The 17982-nt window shown below is 65.8% G+C and carries 22 protein-coding genes and 1 pseudogene; all 23 read left to right on the top strand.

Going from position 1 to position 17982, the window contains the following annotated elements; translation table 11 throughout:
* Nucleotides 1-162: 162 nt before the first annotated feature.
* The 23 genes and pseudogenes from QC826_RS30115 (at nt 163) to tatC (ending at nt 17922) form a co-directional block, all read left to right on the top strand.
* Entirely contained in the window at nt 163-966 is an 804-nt protein-coding gene (locus QC826_RS30115; RefSeq protein ID WP_093389322.1) for an ABC transporter ATP-binding protein, read from the top strand.
* On the top strand, nt 963-1745 hold the full coding sequence (mlaE, locus tag QC826_RS30120; RefSeq protein WP_093389272.1) for a lipid asymmetry maintenance ABC transporter permease subunit MlaE: 783 nt from the start codon (nt 963-965) through the stop codon (nt 1743-1745). Before QC826_RS30115 ends, mlaE begins: the two co-directional genes overlap by 4 nt.
* 80 nt (nt 1746-1825) lie before the next feature.
* Nucleotides 1826-2296, top strand: coding sequence for an outer membrane lipid asymmetry maintenance protein MlaD (gene mlaD, locus QC826_RS30125; RefSeq protein ID WP_279763694.1), 471 nt, complete (start codon nt 1826-1828; stop codon nt 2294-2296).
* Complete coding sequence (locus QC826_RS30130) at nt 2293-3129, top strand: VacJ family lipoprotein (protein WP_279763695.1); 837 nt, start codon at nt 2293-2295, stop codon at nt 3127-3129. The genes mlaD and QC826_RS30130 overlap by 4 nt, the downstream gene beginning before the upstream one ends.
* 31 nt (nt 3130-3160) lie before the next feature.
* The gene (locus tag QC826_RS30135) at nt 3161-3817 is read left to right on the top strand and encodes a phospholipid-binding protein MlaC (protein ID WP_279763697.1); all 657 of its coding nucleotides are present in this window, start codon (nt 3161-3163) and stop codon (nt 3815-3817) included.
* A 25-nt stretch (nt 3818-3842) separates the two neighbouring features.
* Entirely contained in the window at nt 3843-4259 is a 417-nt protein-coding gene (locus QC826_RS30140) for a lipid asymmetry maintenance protein MlaB (protein WP_279763698.1), read from the top strand.
* Between the two features lie 178 nt (nt 4260-4437).
* Nucleotides 4438-5352, top strand: coding sequence for an ABC transporter ATP-binding protein (locus tag QC826_RS30145; protein WP_279763699.1), 915 nt, complete (start codon nt 4438-4440; stop codon nt 5350-5352).
* A complete protein-coding gene (locus QC826_RS30150; protein WP_279763700.1) occupies nt 5349-6116 on the top strand; it encodes an ABC transporter permease in 768 nt (255 codons plus the stop codon). Before QC826_RS30145 ends, QC826_RS30150 begins: the two co-directional genes overlap by 4 nt.
* Nucleotides 6117-6215: 99 nt before the next feature.
* On the top strand, nt 6216-6452 hold the full coding sequence (locus QC826_RS30155; RefSeq protein ID WP_279763701.1) for a BolA family protein: 237 nt from the start codon (nt 6216-6218) through the stop codon (nt 6450-6452).
* A gap of 7 nt (nt 6453-6459) precedes the next feature.
* Nucleotides 6460-7710 carry a UDP-N-acetylglucosamine 1-carboxyvinyltransferase gene (gene murA / locus QC826_RS30160; RefSeq protein ID WP_279763702.1) on the top strand — a complete coding sequence of 417 codons (1251 nt, stop codon included), beginning with the start codon at nt 6460-6462 and terminating at the stop codon, nt 7708-7710.
* Between the two features lie 54 nt (nt 7711-7764).
* Complete coding sequence (gene hisG / locus QC826_RS30165) at nt 7765-8445, top strand: ATP phosphoribosyltransferase (protein ID WP_099414331.1); 681 nt, start codon at nt 7765-7767, stop codon at nt 8443-8445.
* A 43-nt stretch (nt 8446-8488) separates the two neighbouring features.
* Nucleotides 8489-9815 (top strand): annotated as a pseudogene (hisD, locus tag QC826_RS30170) (histidinol dehydrogenase).
* A gap of 10 nt (nt 9816-9825) precedes the next feature.
* Nucleotides 9826-10803, top strand: a complete 978-nt coding sequence (locus QC826_RS30175; RefSeq protein ID WP_279763704.1) for a DNA-methyltransferase — start codon at nt 9826-9828, stop codon at nt 10801-10803.
* A 31-nt stretch (nt 10804-10834) separates the two neighbouring features.
* Nucleotides 10835-11929: a histidinol-phosphate transaminase gene (hisC, locus tag QC826_RS30180; RefSeq protein WP_279763706.1), complete on the top strand. Its 1095-nt coding sequence runs from the start codon at nt 10835-10837 to the stop codon at nt 11927-11929.
* A gap of 20 nt (nt 11930-11949) precedes the next feature.
* Nucleotides 11950-12540, top strand: coding sequence for an imidazoleglycerol-phosphate dehydratase HisB (hisB, locus tag QC826_RS30185; RefSeq protein WP_099414335.1), 591 nt, complete (start codon nt 11950-11952; stop codon nt 12538-12540).
* Nucleotides 12541-12594: 54 nt separating this feature from the next.
* A complete protein-coding gene (gene hisH, locus QC826_RS30190) occupies nt 12595-13233 on the top strand; it encodes an imidazole glycerol phosphate synthase subunit HisH (protein WP_093389285.1) in 639 nt (212 codons plus the stop codon).
* A gap of 74 nt (nt 13234-13307) precedes the next feature.
* Complete coding sequence (gene hisA, locus QC826_RS30195) at nt 13308-14096, top strand: 1-(5-phosphoribosyl)-5-[(5-phosphoribosylamino)methylideneamino]imidazole-4-carboxamide isomerase (protein WP_279763709.1); 789 nt, start codon at nt 13308-13310, stop codon at nt 14094-14096.
* A 121-nt stretch (nt 14097-14217) separates the two neighbouring features.
* A complete protein-coding gene (hisF, locus tag QC826_RS30200; RefSeq protein WP_199518798.1) occupies nt 14218-14979 on the top strand; it encodes an imidazole glycerol phosphate synthase subunit HisF in 762 nt (253 codons plus the stop codon).
* 23 nt (nt 14980-15002) lie between these two features.
* On the top strand, nt 15003-15827 hold the full coding sequence (gene hisIE, locus QC826_RS30205) for a bifunctional phosphoribosyl-AMP cyclohydrolase/phosphoribosyl-ATP diphosphatase HisIE (protein ID WP_279763713.1): 825 nt from the start codon (nt 15003-15005) through the stop codon (nt 15825-15827).
* Nucleotides 15828-15837: 10 nt separating this feature from the next.
* Entirely contained in the window at nt 15838-16209 is a 372-nt protein-coding gene (locus QC826_RS30210) for a histidine triad nucleotide-binding protein (protein WP_279763714.1), read from the top strand.
* A gap of 189 nt (nt 16210-16398) precedes the next feature.
* Nucleotides 16399-16632, top strand: a complete 234-nt coding sequence (gene tatA, locus QC826_RS30215) for a Sec-independent protein translocase subunit TatA (protein WP_279766634.1) — start codon at nt 16399-16401, stop codon at nt 16630-16632.
* 43 nt (nt 16633-16675) lie between these two features.
* Nucleotides 16676-17170, top strand: coding sequence for a Sec-independent protein translocase protein TatB (gene tatB / locus QC826_RS30220; RefSeq protein WP_279763715.1), 495 nt, complete (start codon nt 16676-16678; stop codon nt 17168-17170).
* Complete coding sequence (gene tatC, locus QC826_RS30225; protein ID WP_279763716.1) at nt 17167-17922, top strand: twin-arginine translocase subunit TatC; 756 nt, start codon at nt 17167-17169, stop codon at nt 17920-17922. The genes tatB and tatC overlap by 4 nt, the downstream gene beginning before the upstream one ends.
* The last annotated feature ends 60 nt before the right edge of the window (nt 17923-17982 follow it).

Below are 17982 nucleotides of genomic sequence, written 5' to 3' on the forward strand. Positions count from 1 at the left end.
TGCTGCGTTGCAGCAAATTACATTATTTATCATATGTAAATTGCTGACTTTTGGTTCATTAGTGTTGTAAAATCCCTCACTTCCCTCCCCCGAAAGCGGGGGCGCCAGCAGAGATTTGCTTTTCTGCACTACAATACGGCATTCAAAAAAATGAGTTCGTTCGTGCCCAATCTTGTCGAAATCCGTGATTTGCACTTCTCCTATGGCAAGCGCCCCATTCTGACGGGCCTCCAGATGGATTTCCCGCGCGGCAAGGTCGTCGCCGTCATGGGCGGTTCCGGCAGCGGCAAGACCACGGTGCTGCGCCTGATCGGCGGCCAGCTGCGGCCGAAGAAGGGCCAGGTCAAGGTGCACGGCCAGGTGGTCCACAAGCTGGGCACCGACGCGCTGTATCTGCTGCGCCGCAAAATGGGCATGCTGTTCCAGCACGGCGCCCTGTTCACCGACCTGACCGTGTTCGAGAACGTCGCCTTCCCGCTGCGCGAGCACACCGACCTGCCGGAAGAGTTGATCCGCAACCTGGTGTTGATGAAATTGCACGCCGTCGGCCTGCGCAACGCCGCCAAGCTGAAGCCGGCCGAGATCTCCGGCGGCATGGCGCGCCGCGTCGCGCTGGCCCGCTCGATCGCCCTCGACCCCGAGCTGATCATGTACGACGAGCCCTTCGCCGGCCTCGACCCGATCTCGATGGGCGTCACCGCCAACCTGATCCGCAACCTCAACACCGCGCTCGGCTCGACCACCATCCTGGTCTCGCACGACGTCAAGGAGTGCTTCGCCATCGCCGACCACGTGTATTTCCTGTCGCAGGGCAAGATCGTCGCGCACGGCACGCCGGCCGAGATGTGGGTCTCGACCGACCCCTACGTCAAACAATTCGTCCACGCCGAGGCCGACGGCCCCGTGCCCTTCCACTATCCCGGCAAGTCGCTGGCCGACGACCTGGGCCTGGAGGCGCACGCATGATCGAATCCTTCCTGGCCCGCCTGGGCGCCACCGTGCGCGACTACGTCGAGAGCATCGGCTACGGCACCCGTTCCTTCTTCACCCTGCTCGGCGTCTCGCCCGGCCTGCTCAAGCGGCCGCGCCTGATCGTCGAACAGCTCCACTTCATCGGCAACTATTCGCTGCTGATCATCGGCCTGTCCGGCCTGTTCGTCGGCATGGTGCTCGGCCTGCAGGGCTACTACACGCTGGCCAAGTACGGCTCCGAGCAGGCGCTCGGCCAGCTGGTGGCCCTCGGCCTGACGCGCGAACTGGGGCCGGTCATCACCGCGCTGCTGTTCGCCGGCCGCGCCGGCACCTCGCTGACCGCCGAAATCGGCCTGATGAAGTCGGGCGAGCAGCTGTCGGCGATGGAAATGATGGCCGTCAACCCGATCCAGCGCGTGCTGGCGCCCCGCTTCTGGGCCGGCGTGATCGCCGTGCCGGTGCTGGCCTCGGTGTTCAGCGCGGTCGGCGTGTTCGGCGGCTACCTGGTCGGCGTGCAACTGATCGGCGTCGACGACGGCACCTTCTGGTCGCAGATGCAGGGCGGCGTCGACCTGTGGGACGACATCTTCAACGGCTTCATCAAGAGCGTGGTGTTCGGCATCGCCATCACCTTCATCGCCCTCTACCAGGGCTACGAGTCGCAGCCGACACCGGAGGACGTGGCCCGCGCCACCACCCGCACGGTGGTGATCTCCTCGCTGATGATCTGGTGGCTGGACTTCATGTTGACAGCCTTGATGTTCGGCAAATAAGTCTGAAAAGAATCTATTTGGTCCACACCGCACAACGCGACGTGTGCCGCGGCAAGAGAAAATAAACTAGGATATGTACTATGCAACGTAAATCTTTGGATGTCTGGGTCGGTTTGTTCGTGGTCTTGGGTGTCGCCGCGCTGATGTTCCTGGCCTTGAAGGCCGGCAATATGAGCTCGATGTCCTTCGCCAAGACCTACAGCGTCACCGCCAAGTTCGACAATATCGGCGGCCTGCGTCCGCGCGCCCCGGTCAAGGGCTCGGGCGTGGTGGTGGGCCGGGTCGGCAAGATCGAGTTCGACGACAAGCACTACCAGGCCCTGGTCACCTTGAACCTGCAAGAGGGATACAATTTCCCCAAGGACAGCTCCGCCAAGATCCTCACCGCCGGCCTGCTCGGCGAGCAATACGTCGGCCTCGAGGCCGGCGGCGACACCAACAATCTGGCCGAGGGCGACAAGATCGCCCGCACCCAGTCGGCCACCGTGCTGGAAGACTTGATCAACCAGTTCATCTACAGCAAGGCTGCTGAAGGTAAGGATAGCAAATGAGCCACTACGCCAAGTATGTCCCAATGTTGCGCCGCGCCGCCATGGCCGCCGGCGTCGCCGTCCTGCTGAGCGCCTGCGCCGGCCCCAACCCGCGCGACCCCTACGAGGGCTTCAACCGCGCCATGTTCCAGTTCAACGACACGGTCGACCAGGTCGCCCTCAAGCCGGCCGCCACCGCCTACAAGGCGGTGCTGCCGACCTTTGTGCAAACCGGCGTCAACAACTTCTTCGGCAACCTGTCGGATGTCTGGAGCGCCGTCAACAACCTGCTGCAGGGCAAGGGCGAGGCCGGCATGTCCGACGTCACCCGCGTCACCTTGAACTCGACCTTCGGCCTGCTCGGCCTGCTCGACATCGCCTCCGAGGCCGGCCTGCAGAAGCACAACGAGGACTTCGGCCAGACCCTGGGCCGCTGGGGCGTGCCGTCCGGCCCCTACCTGATGCTGCCGCTGCTGGGCCCGTCCACGGTGCGCGACACCAGCGCCCTGCCGCTCGACATCACCGGCGACGTCTGGCGCTACAAGGAACCCATCTACATCCGCAACATCGGCACCGCCACCCGCGTGGTCGACCAGCGTTCCAACCTGCTCGACGCCTCCACCCTGCTGGAGGACGCCGCGCTGGACCGCTACGAATTCATCCGCGACGGCTTCCTGCAGCGCCGCGAGAGCAAGATCTTCGACGGCGAGAGCAACCCGCGCAAGCGCCAGCCCAAGCAGGCCGAGCTCGACGCCGGGCCCGACGGCATGGAAACTTCGGCGCCCGTGTCATCCGCGACGGCACCAAAAGAGTTAAACTCGGAACCCCCGGCTGCGACCAACGCCAGCCTGTGATCCGAACTGAACCAACATAGGTAGAACCACCATGACTTTGATTAAAAAACTTATCGCAATGGCAACCGTGGCCCTGGCCTTCGGTGCCAACCACGCCGGCGCCGCGCCGACCCCGGCCAACGAGGCGCCCGACGCCCTGGTCAAACGCATCAGCCAGGACGTGATCGAGACGGCCAAGGCCGACAAGGCGATCCAGGCCGGCGACCAGAAGCGCGTGATGGAACTGGTCGAGAGCAAGATCCTGCCCTACGTCGACTTCCAGCGCATGACCGCGCTGGCCTCGGGCCGCTTCTGGCGCGACGCCACGCCGGAACAGAAGCAACAGCTGTCGACCGAGTTCCGCACCCTGCTGATCTTCACCTACTCGGGCGCGCTGTCGCAGATCAAGAACGAAACGCTGGAGTTCAAGCCGCTGCGCGCCGATCCGACCGACACCGAGGTCGAGGTGCGCTCGCAGGTCAACGTCGCCCGCGGCGAACCGATCCTGCTGAACTACCGCGTCGCCAAGTCGCCGGCCAACGGTTGGAAGATCTACGACATCAACGTGCTCGGCGCCTGGCTGGTCGAGACCTACAAGGGCACCTTCGCCTCCGAAATCGGCAAGGGCGGCATCGACGGCCTGATCAAGGCGCTGTCGGAGAAGAACAAGAAGCTGGCCAACCGGCCGCTCAAAGCCGCCGCCAAGTAATCCCGCCCATCCACCAGACCCGCCCATGTCCATCATCGCCGCCAACGACAACCTGCAATCGCTCTCCTCGCTGACCGTGGCCAACGCCACCGCCGCGCTGGAGCGCGGACTGGCCGCCATCCGCGCCGGCCAGACCACGTTCGACCTGCGCCACGTGCTGATGGTCGACTCGGTGGCGGTGTCGGTGATGCTGGCCTGGCGCAAGGCGGCGCAGGACGCCGGCGTCGAGCTCGAACTCAAGCACCTGCCGCCGGCGCTGCAGAGCCTGACCAAGCTGTACGGCGTCTGCTCGCTGCTGTTCCCCACCACGGAACAGCTCGAGCCGGGCGCGCCGCTGGCGGACAACCCGGCCCACGCCGAGTTCGCCCCCGTCGTCGGCGCGCCCGAGCCGTCCAAACTCGGCCTGGGCAACGCGCCCGCCGAGTCGCACCACCATCATTGATCGTTTCTCCCCCGCTACAACCGTGGCGGCAAGCCGGACCCATCCGGCTCTGCCGCAGCAAATTTCCCCTATAATTGAACGTTGCCGCCGCCGAACAGTGCCGCGGCGCCCGCGATCCTCCGCCTTTTGAGCAGTTTCGCGGCGGTCCAAGGCCGCCGCACCAACCGATAAGCCAAGCATGACAGCGATCCAAATTAGCAATGTCGAAAAGCGCTACAAGTCGCTGCAGGCACTGGGCGGCGTCTCCCTCTCGATCGAGGAGGGCGAGTTCTTCGGCCTGCTGGGCCCCAACGGCGCCGGCAAGACCACCCTGATCTCCATCGTCGCCGGCCTGATCCGGCCCGACGCCGGCAAGGTCACCATCCACGGCCACGACGTCTCCGGCGACTTCCGCGCCGCCCGCAAAATGCTCGGCGTGGTGCCGCAGGAACTGGTGTTCGACCCCTTCTTCACCGTGCGCGAAACGCTGCGCCTGCAGTCGGGCTACTTCGGCCTGGCCAACAACGACGCCTGGATCGACGAGGTGATGCACAACCTCGACCTGACTAACAAGGCCGACACCAACATGCGCGCGCTGTCGGGCGGCATGAAGCGGCGCGTGCTGGTGGCCCAGGCGCTGGTGCACAAGCCGCCCGTCATCGTGCTCGACGAGCCGACCGCCGGCGTCGACGTCGAGCTGCGCCAGACCCTGTGGAAGTTCATCTCGCGGCTCAACCGCGAAGGCCACACGGTGGTGCTGACCACCCACTACCTGGAGGAGGCGCAGGCGATGTGCAAGCGCGTCGCCATGCTCAAGTCGGGCAAGGTGGTGGCGCTCGACACCATGGCCGCGCTGATCCGCCGCATCTCCGGCTCGCAGCTGGTGCTGCACATGCAGCAGGGCACGCTGCCCGAGGCGCTGCGCCCGCTGCTGATCCACCCGCCCGAGGCCGACCAGCCGCACAAATACAGCCTGCGCATCAACGACTACGCCGAGGTCGAGACCATCCTGGCCGGCCTGCGCCAGGCCGGCGTGGTGATCGACGAGATGCAGTTGCAACAAGCCGATCTGGAGGACATCTTCCTGCAGATCATGGACGGGGGCAGCCTATGAACTTGATTTCCACCGGATTCCGCACGCTGGTCTACAAGGAAACGTTGCGTTTCTGGAAGGTCGCCACCCAGACCGTCGCCGCGCCCATCCTCACCGCCATGCTCTACCTGCTGATCTTCGGCCACGTGCTCGAGGGCCGCGTGCAGGTGTATGCCGACGTGAGCTACACCGCCTTCCTGATCCCCGGCCTGGTGATGATGAGCGTGCTGCAGAACGCCTTCGCCAACGCCTCGTCCTCGCTGATCCAGTCCAAGATCACCGGCAACCTGGTGTTCGTGCTGCTGACCCCGCTGTCGCACTGGGAGATCTTCTCCGCCTACGTGCTGGCGGCGATGGTGCGCGGCCTGGTGGTCGGCCTCGGCGTGTTCCTGGTCACCGCCTGGTTCGCCCACCTGAGCTTCGCCGAGCCGCTGTGGATCCTCGTCTTCGCCCTGCTCGGCGCCGCCATCCTCGGCACCATGGGCCTGATCGCCGGCATCTGGGCCGAGAAGTTCGACCAGCTGGCCGCCTTCCAGAACTTCCTGATCATGCCGCTGACCTTCCTCTCCGGCGTGTTCTACTCGATCCACTCGCTGCCGCCGTTCTGGCTGGCGGTGTCGCACCTGAACCCCTTCTTCTACATGATCGACGGCTTCCGCCACGGCTTCTTCGGCCAGTCCGACGTCGACCCGCTGCTCAGCCTGGCCATCGTCGGCGGCTTTTTGGTGCTGCTGGCGCTGCTGGCCATCCGTTTGCTCAGGAGCGGCTACCGCCTGCGCCATTGAGCGAGGAAAAATTTCTCCGCGCGGCCGCGCCGGCCGCGCCAAACCGCTATATCGTTGATACCTGAGCCCAGATTGCTCATTACGCCCCAAGGAATAATCGTGACCACCACCCCAGAACTGATCCACAGCTACCTCGCCGCCGGCCTTGAATGCACCCACCTCGAAGTCGAGGGCGACGGCCAGCACTTCCAGGCCGTCATCGTCTCGCCGGCCTTCGTCGGCAAGCGCCTGATCCAGCGCCACCAGCTGGTCTACGCCGCGCTGGGCGACCGCATGCGCGAGGAGATCCACGCGCTGTCGATGAAAACCCTGACCCCAGACGAATACCAAGGATAAGCACAGCATGGACAAACTCCTCATTCAAGGCGGCAAACGCCTGGCCGGCGACATCACCATCTCCGGCGCCAAGAACGCCGCCCTGCCCATCCTGTGCGCCGGCCTGCTGACCGCCGGCAAGCTGGAGCTGAGCAACGTGCCGCGCCTGCACGACGTCGCCACCATGCTCAAGCTGCTCGGCCAGACCGGCCTGAAGGTGGCGCAGGACGACGAGTGCGTCACGCTGCAAGGCGACGCGATCGACAAGCTGGAGGCGCCCTACGAGCTGGTCAAGACCATGCGCGCGTCGATCCTGGTGCTGGGCCCGCTGTTGGCCCGCTTCGGCGAGGCCAAGGTGTCGCTGCCGGGCGGCTGCGCCATCGGCTCGCGCCCGGTCGACCAGCACATCAAGGGCCTGCAGGCGCTGGGCGCCGAGATCACCATCGAGGGCGGCTACATCTACGCCAAGTGCAAGAAGCTCAAGGGCACCCGCATCGTCACCGACATGATCACCGTCACCGGCACCGAGAACCTGCTGATGGCGGCCACCCTGGCCGAGGGCGAGACCATCCTGGAGAACGCCGCGCGCGAGCCGGAAGTGACCGACCTGGCCCACCTGCTGGTGGCCATGGGCGCCAAGATCGAGGGCATCGGCACCGACCGCCTGGTGATCCAGGGCGTCGCCGAACTGCACGGCGCCAAGCACGCCGTCATCTCCGACCGCATCGAGACGGCCACCTTCCTGTGCGCCGTGGCGGCGGCCGGCGGCGACATCACGCTGCGCAACACCCGCACCGACATCCTCGACGCCGCCCTCGACAAGCTGCGCGAAGTCGGCCTGCGGATGGACATCGGCCCGGACTGGATCCGCGCCCGCATGGACCAGCGGCCCAAGCCGGTGACCTTCCGCACCACCGAATACCCCGGCTTCCCGACCGACATGCAGGCCCAGTTCATGGCCGTCAACACCGTCGCCGACGGCGCCAGCCGCGTCACCGAGACCATCTTCGAGAACCGCTTCATGCACGTGCAGGAGATGAACCGCCTGGGCGCCGCCATCGAGACCGACGGCAACACCGCCTTCATCACCGGCGTCGACCACCTGATCGGCGCGCCCGTCATGGCCACCGACCTGCGCGCCTCGGCCTCGCTGGTGATCGCCGCCCTGGCCGCGCGCGGCGAGACCCTGGTCGACCGCATCTACCACCTCGACCGTGGCTACGACCGCATGGAAGTGAAGCTGTCGGCGGTTGGCGCCGACATCGTCCGCGTCAAGTAGGCGCGGCGCAAGCACGACACATCGACACATCGCAACGACACATCGGAATCCATCATGACCGTATTTAACAGCCAGGCGCGCGACCAGTCGCAGCTGATCCTGGCGCTGTCGAAAGGCCGCATCTTCGAGGACACCCTGCCCCTGTTGGAGGAGGCCGGCATCATCGTGACCGAGAATCCGGAGACCTCGCGCAAGCTGATCCTCGCCACCAACGACCCCAACGTGCGCGTCATCATCGTCCGCGCCACCGACGTGCCGACCTATGTGCAGCACGGCGCCGCCGACTTCGGTGTGGCCGGCAAGGACGTGCTGCTCGAGCACGGCGGCGAGGGCCTGTACCAGCCGATCGACCTGAACATCGCCGCCTGCCGCATGTCGGTGGCGGTCAAGAACGGCTTCGACTACGCCACCGCCGTGCGCCAGGGCGCGCGCCTGCGCGTGGCCACCAAGTTCGTCCAGACGGCGCGCGAACACTTCGCCGCCAAGGGCGTGCACGTCGATCTGATCAAGCTGTACGGCTCGATGGAGCTGGCGCCGCTGGTCGGCCTGTCCGACGCCATCGTCGACGTCGTCAGCACCGGCAACACGCTGCGCGCCAACGACCTGGTCGAGGTCGAGGAGATCATGCAGATCTCCTCGCGCCTGATCGTCAACCAGGCCGCCCTCAAGCTCAAGCGCGAGCGCCTGCAACCGATCCTGGCGGCGTTCGAACGCGCCTCCAAGATGAAAAAATAAGTTCACCCGCCACCGCCCACCGTCCCAGCCAGAAGAACCCATCATGCCGATTCAGATCACCAAGCTCGATTCAAGCCAAGCCGGATTCCACACAGCCCTGAGCGCCCTGTTGGCGTTCGAGGCGAGCACCGACGAGGCGATCGAACGGTCGGTGGCGGCGATCCTGGCCGACGTCAAGGCGCGCGGCGACGCCGCCGTGCTGGAGTACACCAACCGCTTCGACCGCATTCCCGACGGCGGCGCCGCCAGCATGGCCGCCTTCGACATCGGCCAGGCGGAACTGGACGCGGCGCTGGCCGGCCTGCCCGAGGCGCAGCGCCTGGCGCTGCAGACGGCGGCCGAGCGCATCCGCCTGTTCCACCAGCGGCAGAAGCAGGAGCTGTGCGGCTTCAGCTACACCGAGGCGGACGGCACCGTGCTGGGCCAGAAGATCACCCCGCTCGACCGGGTCGGCATCTACGTCCCCGGCGGCAAGGCCGCCTATCCGTCGTCGGTGCTGATGAACGCGGTGCCGGCCAAGGTGGCCGGCGTGGCCGAGATCATCATGGTGGTGCCGACGCCGGACGGCGTGAAGAACCAGATGGTGCTGGCCGCCGCCGCCATCGCCGGCGTGACGCGGGTGATCACCATCGGCGGCGCCCAGGCGGTCGGCGCGCTGGCCCACGGCACGGCCACCATCGCCCCGGTCGACAAGATCGTCGGCCCCGGCAACGCCTACGTGGCGGCGGCCAAGCGCCGCGTGTTCGGCATCGTCGGCATCGACATGATCGCCGGCCCGTCGGAAATTTTGATCATCTGCGACGGCAGCACCGATCCGGACTGGGTGGCGATGGACCTGTTCTCCCAGGCCGAGCACGACGAGCTGGCCCAGGCCATCCTGCTGTGCCCGGACGCCGACTACATCGCCCGCGTCGAGGCCAGCATCAACAAGCTGCTGCCGACCATGCCACGGCAGGACACCATCCGCACCTCGCTGACCGACCGCGGCGCGCTGGTCAAGGTGCGCGACATGGCCGAGGCCTGCGCCATCGCCAACAGCATCGCCGCCGAGCACCTGGAGATCTCGGCCGACGGACCCGCAGCAGTGGGCCGACCAGATCCGCCACGCCGGCGCGATGTTCCTCGGCCGCTTCTCGTCGGAGTCGCTGGGCGACTACTGCTGCGGCCCGAACCACGTGCTGCCGACCTCGCGCACGGCGCGCTTCTCGTCGCCGCTGGGCGTGTACGACTTCCAGAAGCGCTCGTCGGTGATTTTCGTCAGCGAGGCCGGCGCGCAAACGCTGGGCAAGGTGGCCGCCGAGCTGGCCTACGGCGAGGGCTTGCAGGCGCACGCCCGCAGCGCCGAGCTGCGCCTGAAATCGAACGCATGATCGCGGCGGCATGAGCGATTGGCTCAACCAGGTGTTCTGCGAGGATGCGCTGGCCGGACTGGCGCGCATCCCGGACGGCTCCATCGATCTGATCTTGACCGATCCACCGTACAACCTGGGCAAGGACTACGGCAACGCCTCCGACCAGCAGACGGTGGAGGAGTACCTGCGCTGGACCGAGCAGTGGATAGCGGCCGCGCTGCCCAAGCTGAAGCCCAACGGCAGCCTGTACATCTTCCTGACCTGGCGCTTTTCGCCGGAGATCTTCGTCATGCTGAAAAAACGCATGACGATGATGAACGAGATCATCTGGGACCGCCGCGTGCCGTCGATGGGCGGCAGCGTGCGCAGCTACTCGTCGGTGCACGACACCATCGGCTTCTTCGTCGGCCGCAAGGACTACTACTTCGACCTCGACGCCGTGCGCATCCCCTACGACGCGGCGACCAAGAAGGCCCGTTCGCGCTCGATCTTCATCGGCGCAAAATGGCTGGAGATGGGCTATAACCCGAAAGATTTGTGGAGCGTGTCGCGCTTGCACCGCGAGCATCCCGAGCGGGCCGACCATCCGACCCAGAAGCCGCTGGAGATCATCGAGCGCATGCTCAAGGCCTCCTGCCCGCCGGACGGCGTGGTGCTCGACCTGTTCATGGGCAGCGGCACCACCGCCATCGCGGCGCGCCGCTGCGGCCGCAATTTCGTCGGCTTCGAGCTGAACCCGGAATACTGCGCGATCATCCAGACCCGCCTGGCCGACACCGACGCCGAGGCGCTGGCCAAGCCGGCGCCGGCCAAGCAGCGCGCCGCCGTCAAGCGCGCCGCCAAGCCGGCCGCGAAGAAGGCCGCCGTGAAGAAGGCCGCCAGCAAACCAGCCAGCAAACCAGCCAGCAAGACCGCAAGCAAGGCGGCCAGCAAACCACCGGCCGATACGCCGGCCAAACGAAGTCGGCGCGCCGTCAAGGCGGAGCCGGCGGAAACCATCGCGTAGTGCAGTTCCCCAACCCAGGAGCATAAGTAAGATGTCATCCCTCGACAGCCTCATCAGCAACACCATTCGTTCCGACGTGCGCGCCATCAAGGGCTACCACGTGGCCGACGCGAGTGGCTTTGTCAAACTGGATGCGATGGAGAACCCTTACCACCTGCCCGAGCATCTGCTGCAGGAGCTGGGCCAGCGCCTGGCCGCCGTCACGCTGAACCGCTACCCGGTGGCCTCCTACGCCACATTGAAGCAGCGCGTCTGCCAGCAGCTGGGCGTGCCGGCCGGCTACGACGTCATCCTCGGCAACGGCTCCGACGAGCTGATCTCCATCCTCGACATGGCCTGCGCCCACCAGGACCGCCGCGCCGTGGTGCTGGCGCCCACGCCGTCCTTCGTCATGTACCAGCGCTCGGCGCAGTTCGCCGGCATGGACTACGTCGGCGTGGCGCTGAAGGCCGACCTGTCGCTCGACCTGCCGGCCATGCTGGCCGCCATCGCCGAGCACAAGCCGGCGCTGGTCTACCTGTCCTACCCGAACAACCCGACCGGCAACCTGTTCGCCGAGTCCGACATCGTCGCCATCATCGAGGCCTTGGGCGAGACCGGCATCGCCGTGGTCGACGAGGCCTACGAGCCGTTCGCCCAGCAAAGCTTCATGGGCCGCCTGCCGGAGTTCGCCAACCTGGTGGTGATGCGCACCGTGTCCAAGCTCGGCCTGGCCGGCATCCGCCTCGGCTACATGTCGGCGGCGCCGCAATTGCTGGCGCAATTCGATAAAGTGCGGCCTCCTTACAACATCAACGTGTTGACCCAGGCGGCCGCCGAATTCGCCCTCGAGCACGTCGATGTGCTCAACGAACAGGCCCGCGCGCTGCGCGCCGCGCGCAGCGAACTGGCGCAGGCACTGGCCGCGCTGCCCGGTGTGACGGTGTTTCCGTCGGCGGCGAATTTTCTCTTGATTCGTGTGCCGGACGCCGATGATGCCTACGCGAAACTGCTCGCTGACAAGGTATTAATCAAAAATGTGAGTAAAATGCACAGTGTGCTGGCCAATTGTTTGCGCATCACCGTCAGCACCCCCGAAGAGAACTCCGTATTCCTCGCTGCCATCACGGCATCGCTGGCAGCCTAAGACCACCGCAAGAGCCTTTCATGAACCGCACCGCAGAAATCACGCGCAACACCAACGAGACGCAAATCCGCGTCGCGATCAACCTCGACGGCACGGGCCAGCAAAAGCTCAACACCGGCGTGCCCTTCCTCGACCACATGCTGGACCAGATCGCCCGCCACGGCTTGATCGACCTCGACATCGAGGCCACCGGCGACACCCACATCGACAACCACCACACGGTGGAGGATGTCGGCATCACGCTGGGCATGGCGGTGGCGCAGGCCATCGGCGACAAGAAGGGCATCCGCCGCTACGGCCACGCCTACGTGCCGCTGGACGAGGCGTTGTCGCGCGTGGTGATCGACTTCTCCGGCCGCCCCGGCATCGAATACCACATCCCCTTCACCCGGGCGATGATCGGCGGCTTCGACGTCGACCTGACGCTGGAGTTTTTCCGCGGCTTCGTCAACCACGCGCTGGTGAGCTTGCATATCGACAACTTGCGCGGCACCAACGCCCACCACCAGTGCGAGACGGTGTTCAAGGCCTTCGGCCGCGCGCTGCGCATGGCCAGCGAGCGCGACGAGCGCGCCGCCGGCACCATCCCGTCCACCAAGGGCAGTCTGTGATCTCCACGGCGCGGCCCACGGGCGCCGCGCCGACCTTTTCGCTTGAATGGCAAAATGAATAAAATTGTTGTGGTTGACTATGGCATGGGCAATCTGCGCTCGGTGGCGCAGGCCCTGCGCGCCGTCGCGCCCGAGGCCGACGTGCTGATCTCCGGCGAGGTGGCCGACATCGAGGCGGCCGACCGTATCGTGCTGCCCGGCCAGGGCGCCATGCCGGACTGCATGCGCAGCCTGCGCGAATCGGGCGTGCTGGAGGCGCTGTTGAAGGCGGCCGCCAGCAAGCCCCTGATGGGCGTGTGCATCGGCGAGCAGATGTTGTTCGACGTCAGCGAGGAGGGCGACGCCGCCGGCCTCGGCCTGCTGCCCGGCAAGGTGGTGCGCTTCCAGCTCGACGGCCAGTTGCAGGAGGACGGCTCGCGCTTCAAGGTGCCGCAGATGGGCTGGAACCAAGTCAAGCAAACGGCGTCTCATCCGATGTGGCAGGATATCCCGGACGACAGCTATTTCTACTTCGTGCACAGCTTCTACGTGCAGCCGGAGCAGGCCGCCCACGTGGTCGGCCAAACCGTCTACGGCGCGCCGTTCTGCAGCGCCGTGGCGCGCGACAACATCTTCGCCACCCAGTTCCACCCGGAGAAGAGCGCCAAGGCCGGCCTCCAGCTGTACAAGAATTTCGTCCACTGGAAGCCTTGATTTTTTGCCGCCGCTGCCGCATCGTTAAACCGCATTCCAACCCGATCCTGAACTTCTAACCCATTACACCGACCATGCTGCTCATTCCTGCCATCGACCTCAAAGACGGTCACTGCGTTCGCCTCAAACAGGGCGATATGGAACTCGCCACCGTTTTCTCCGACAACCCGGCCGACATGGCCCTGCACTGGCTCAAGCAGGGCGCCCGCCGCCTGCATCTGGTCGACTTGAACGGCGCCTTCGCCGGCAAGCCGAAGAACGAGGCCGCCGTCAAGGCGATCCTGAAGGTGGTGCAGGAGTTCGCCGAAGAGAACGGCATCGACGAGATCCCGGTGCAACTCGGCGGCGGCATCCGCGACCTCGACACCATTGAGCGCTATCTGGACGCCGGCATCACCTACATCATCATCGGCACGGCCGCCGTCAAGGAGCCGGGCTTCCTGCACGACGCCTGCGGCGCCTTCCCCGGCCACATCATCGTCGGCCTGGACGCCAAGGACGGCAAGGTCGCCACCGACGGCTGGAGCAAAATGTCCGGCCACGAGGTGATCGACCTGGCGCGCAAGTTCGAGGCCTACGGCGTCGAATCGATCATCTACACCGACATCGGCCGCGACGGCATGATGGGCGGCGTCAACATCGAGGCCACCGTCAAGCTGGCCCAGGCCGTCAAGATCCCCGTCATCGCCTCCGGCGGCCTGCACAACCTGGCCGACGTCGAAGCGCTGTGCGCGGTGCAGGACGAGGGCATCGAGGGCGTCATCTGCGGCCGCTCGATCTACGAGGGCACGCTGGACCTGAACTCGGCCCAGCTGCGCGCCGACGAGCTCAGCGGCGACCTCGACGAGGAAGCCGCCGAGTAGCACGCGGCCCCGGCGCGACCGCAGCACCCAGGCGCGGGCCGGCGCGCGGATCGACCATCCGCCGCCGCCGCCGCGCTCCATCAAGGCGAACACAAGGCTTCACAGGCCGACAGGTACCATCATGCTTGCAAAACGAATCATCCCCTGCCTCGACGTGACCAACGGCCGCGTCGTCAAAGGCGTCAACTTCACCGAGCTGCGCGACGCCGGCGACCCGGTCGAGATCGCCCGCCGCTACGACGAGCAGGGCGCCGACGAGATCACCTTCCTCGACATCACCGCCACCAGCGACGAGCGCGACCTGATCCTGCACATCATCGAGGCGGTCGCCTCGCAGGTGTTCATTCCGCTGACGGTGGGCGGCGGCGTGCGCGCCGTCGAGGACGTGCGCCGCCTGCTCAACGCCGGCGCCGACAAGGTCAGCATGAACTCCTCTGCGGTGAGCAACCCGCAACTGGTGTTCGACGCCTCGCAGAAGCACGGCTCGCAGTGCATCGTGGTGGCGATCGACGCCAAGCAGACCGCGCCGGGCCGCTGGGAGGTGTTCACCCACGGCGGCCGCAAGGCCACCGGCCTCGACGCCATCGAATGGGCCAAGAAGATGGAGCAGCTGGGCGCCGGCGAGATCCTGCTGACCAGCATGGACCGCGACGGCACCAAGATCGGCTTCGACCTGGGCCTGACGCGCGGCGTCTCCGACGCGGTCGGCATCCCGGTGATCGCCTCGGGCGGTGTCGGCGGCCTGCAGGACCTGGCCGACGGCATCAAGCTGGGCCGCGCCGACGCGGTGCTGGCCGCCAGCATCTTCCACTACGGCCAGCACACGGTGCAGGAGGCCAAGCGCTTCATGGCCGCCCAGGGCATACCGATGCGCCTGGACTGAGCACGGACACACAGGAAAGAACGATGTTGAATTCCCCAAGCCTCGCCAAGGCCAAATGGTTGAAAAAAATCAAGTGGGACGAGCACGGCCTGGTGCCGGTGATCGCCCAGGAAGCGGGCAGCAACGACGTGCTGATGTTCGCCTGGATGAACCGCGACGCGCTGGCCAAGACGGTCGAGCTGGGCGAGGCGGTGTACTGGAGCCGCTCGCGCAAGAAGCTGTGGCACAAGGGCGAGGAGTCCGGCCACACGCAAAAGGTGCTGGAGATCCGCCTCGACTGCGACGAGGACGTGGTGCTGCTGAAGATAGCCCAGCACGGCGGCATCGCCTGCCACACCGGGCGCCATTCCTGCTTCTTCCAGAAGTTCGAGGGCGACGCCGACGAGGGCGACTGGCAGGTCGTCGAGCCGGTGTTGAAGGGACCCGGCCGAGATGTACCCGCAACCGACCAAACCGAACAAGACGAAACCGACATGAGCACAATTTTAGACCGCCTGGCCGAGATCATCGAGTCGCGCAAGCTGGCCAACGGCGGCGACCCGGCCACCTCCTACGTTTCGCGCCTGTTCGCCAAGGGCGACGACGCGATCCTGAAAAAGATCGGCGAGGAGGCCACCGAGACGGTGATGGCGGCCAAGGACGCCCGCGTCGACGGCGACAACGCCAAGGTGCTGTACGAATGCGCCGACCTGTGGTTCCATTCGCTGGTGATGCTGGCGCAGTTCGACCTGAGCCCGCAGCAGGTGCTCGACGAGCTGGCGCGGCGCGAGGGCCTGTCCGGCCTGGAGGAAAAGGCGGCGCGCAAGGACGAGCTGCGCGACGCGGCCGAAACCCAAAAACATGACTAGTGGAGCCTTTGTGGAAAACTGCCTTTTTTGTAAGATCGCCGCCAAACAAATCCCCTCGAGCATCGTCTACGAGGACGAGGAGCTGCTGGCCTTCAAGGACATCAACCCGGCCGCGCCGGTGCACCTGCTGGTGATCCCCAAGCAGCACCTGGCCACCCTGTCGGACTGCAACGCCAGCCACGCCGCGCTGCTGGGCAAGATGCTGGCGCTGGCGCCGCGCCTGGCCGAGGAGGCCGGCTGCGCCGTCAGCTACGACGCCGACGGCGAACCGGGCGGCGGTTACAAAACGCTGATCAACAGTGGCCCGGACGGCGGCCAAGAGGTGTACCATCTGCACCTGCACGTGGTGGGCGGTCCGCGCCCCTGGCGCGGCATGCGCTGAGCCGGCGCCGGGCTGGATCTAGCCTGGATCTAGCCTGGATCTAGTCCTTTTGTCGGATGGCCTAGTCCTTTTGCATTATGGCAATATGACGGGCACATGACATGCGCGCTTCAAAGTATACTGTGCGGAGTAGTCTGCGTTGGGTTCAACCGAATTTTTTGGGCGTTACCGCCTTGCTAGGGGAAAATGATGGGTTCAATGAGTATTTGGCACTGGTTGATCGTGCTGGTGGTGGTGATGTTGGTGTTCGGCACCAAGAAACTGGGCAACATGGGTTCCGACATCGGCAAGGCCGTCAAGGGCTTCAAGGACGGCGTCAAGGGCGACGAGGACAAGGCCGCTCCGGCCGCTGCCGCCGCGCCGTCGCAGGTGGCCGACAAGAGCACCATCGACGTCGACGCGAAAGAGAAAAGCAAGCACTAAGCGGGCCGGGGCCACGGCCCCGTCCGGCTTTTGCTGACATCCTATGATCGATCTCGGTCTCTCCAAACTTGCCATCATCGGCGTCGTGGCGCTGGTCGTCATCGGTCCGGAAAAGCTGCCCAAGGTGGCGCGCATGGCCGGCTCGCTGTACGGCCGGGCGCAGCGCTACCTGAACGAGGTGAAATCCGAGGTCTCGCGCGAGATCGAACTGGAGGAGCTGAAAAACCTGCAGAAGGACGTGCAGGACGCCGCCCAGTCGATCAAGCAGGGCGTCGAGAACTCGATCTCGGAGAACCTGGCCGAGGTGGAGAACGCCTGGCACGACAACCATCCGTCGGCGCAGCCGAGCGGCGCCAGCAGCGACGACCTGGCGCGCAAGGCGCGCGAGTTCCGCCGCAAGAAGCTGGTGCGCAGCTCGGCCGTTCCGGCCTGGTACAAGCAGCGCAACGGCGGCAAGATGCACGTCACCTCCGGCGCGGCGCGGGTCGCCCGTTTCCGTCCGCGCGGCAATTCCTCCCCTACCTCGTTCTTTAAATGACTACACCTGCAGCAGGCGAAGAGACCTTTATCTCTCACCTGATCGAATTGCGCGACCGCCTGGTCAAGGCCTCGATCGGCATCGTGCTGGTGTGCGCCGGCCTGATGATCTGGCCGGGGCCATCGCGCATCTACGACATCATCGCCATGCCGATGATCGCCGCGCTGCCGGTCGGCTCGAAGATGATCGCCACCGGCGTCATCTCGCCCTTCCTGGTGCCGATGAAGGTGACCCTGGTGATCGCCTTCATCCTGGCCCTGCCGTGGGTGCTGTACCAGCTGTGGGCCTTCATCGCGCCCGGCCTGTACGCCCACGAAAAGAAGCTGATCGCGCCGCTGGTGATCTCCTCGTCGGCGCTGTTCATGGCCGGCGTGGCGTTCTGCTACTTCTTCGTGTTCGGCCGGGTGTTCAAGTTCATCAGCGAGTTCTCGCCGACCTCGATCGCCGTCACGCCGGACATCGAGAACTACCTCGACTTCGTCATGTCGATGTGCCTGGCCTTCGGCGCCACCTTCGAGGTGCCGGTGGTGGTGGTGATCCTGGTGCGCATGGGTTTGGTGTCCGTCGCCAAGCTCAAGGAGGTGCGGCCGTATGTGATCGTCGGCGCCTTCGTGGTGGCGGCCATCGTCACGCCGCCGGACATCGTCAGCCAGTTCTCGCTGGCGCTGCCGATGTGGATCTTGTTCGAGCTGGGCCTGCTGGTGGCGCCGGTCTTCGTCCGCGCCACCCAGGCGCCCGAGCAGGTCGAGTAAGCTACTTTTCGCTGGGCCGCCGCGAGGGTCTGCCTTGCCGCGCGGCCCCGCTGTGGCGCC

This window comes from Rugamonas sp. DEMB1 (assembly GCF_029834475.1).
GTDB lineage: Bacteria > Pseudomonadota > Gammaproteobacteria > Burkholderiales > Burkholderiaceae_D > Rugamonas > Rugamonas rubra.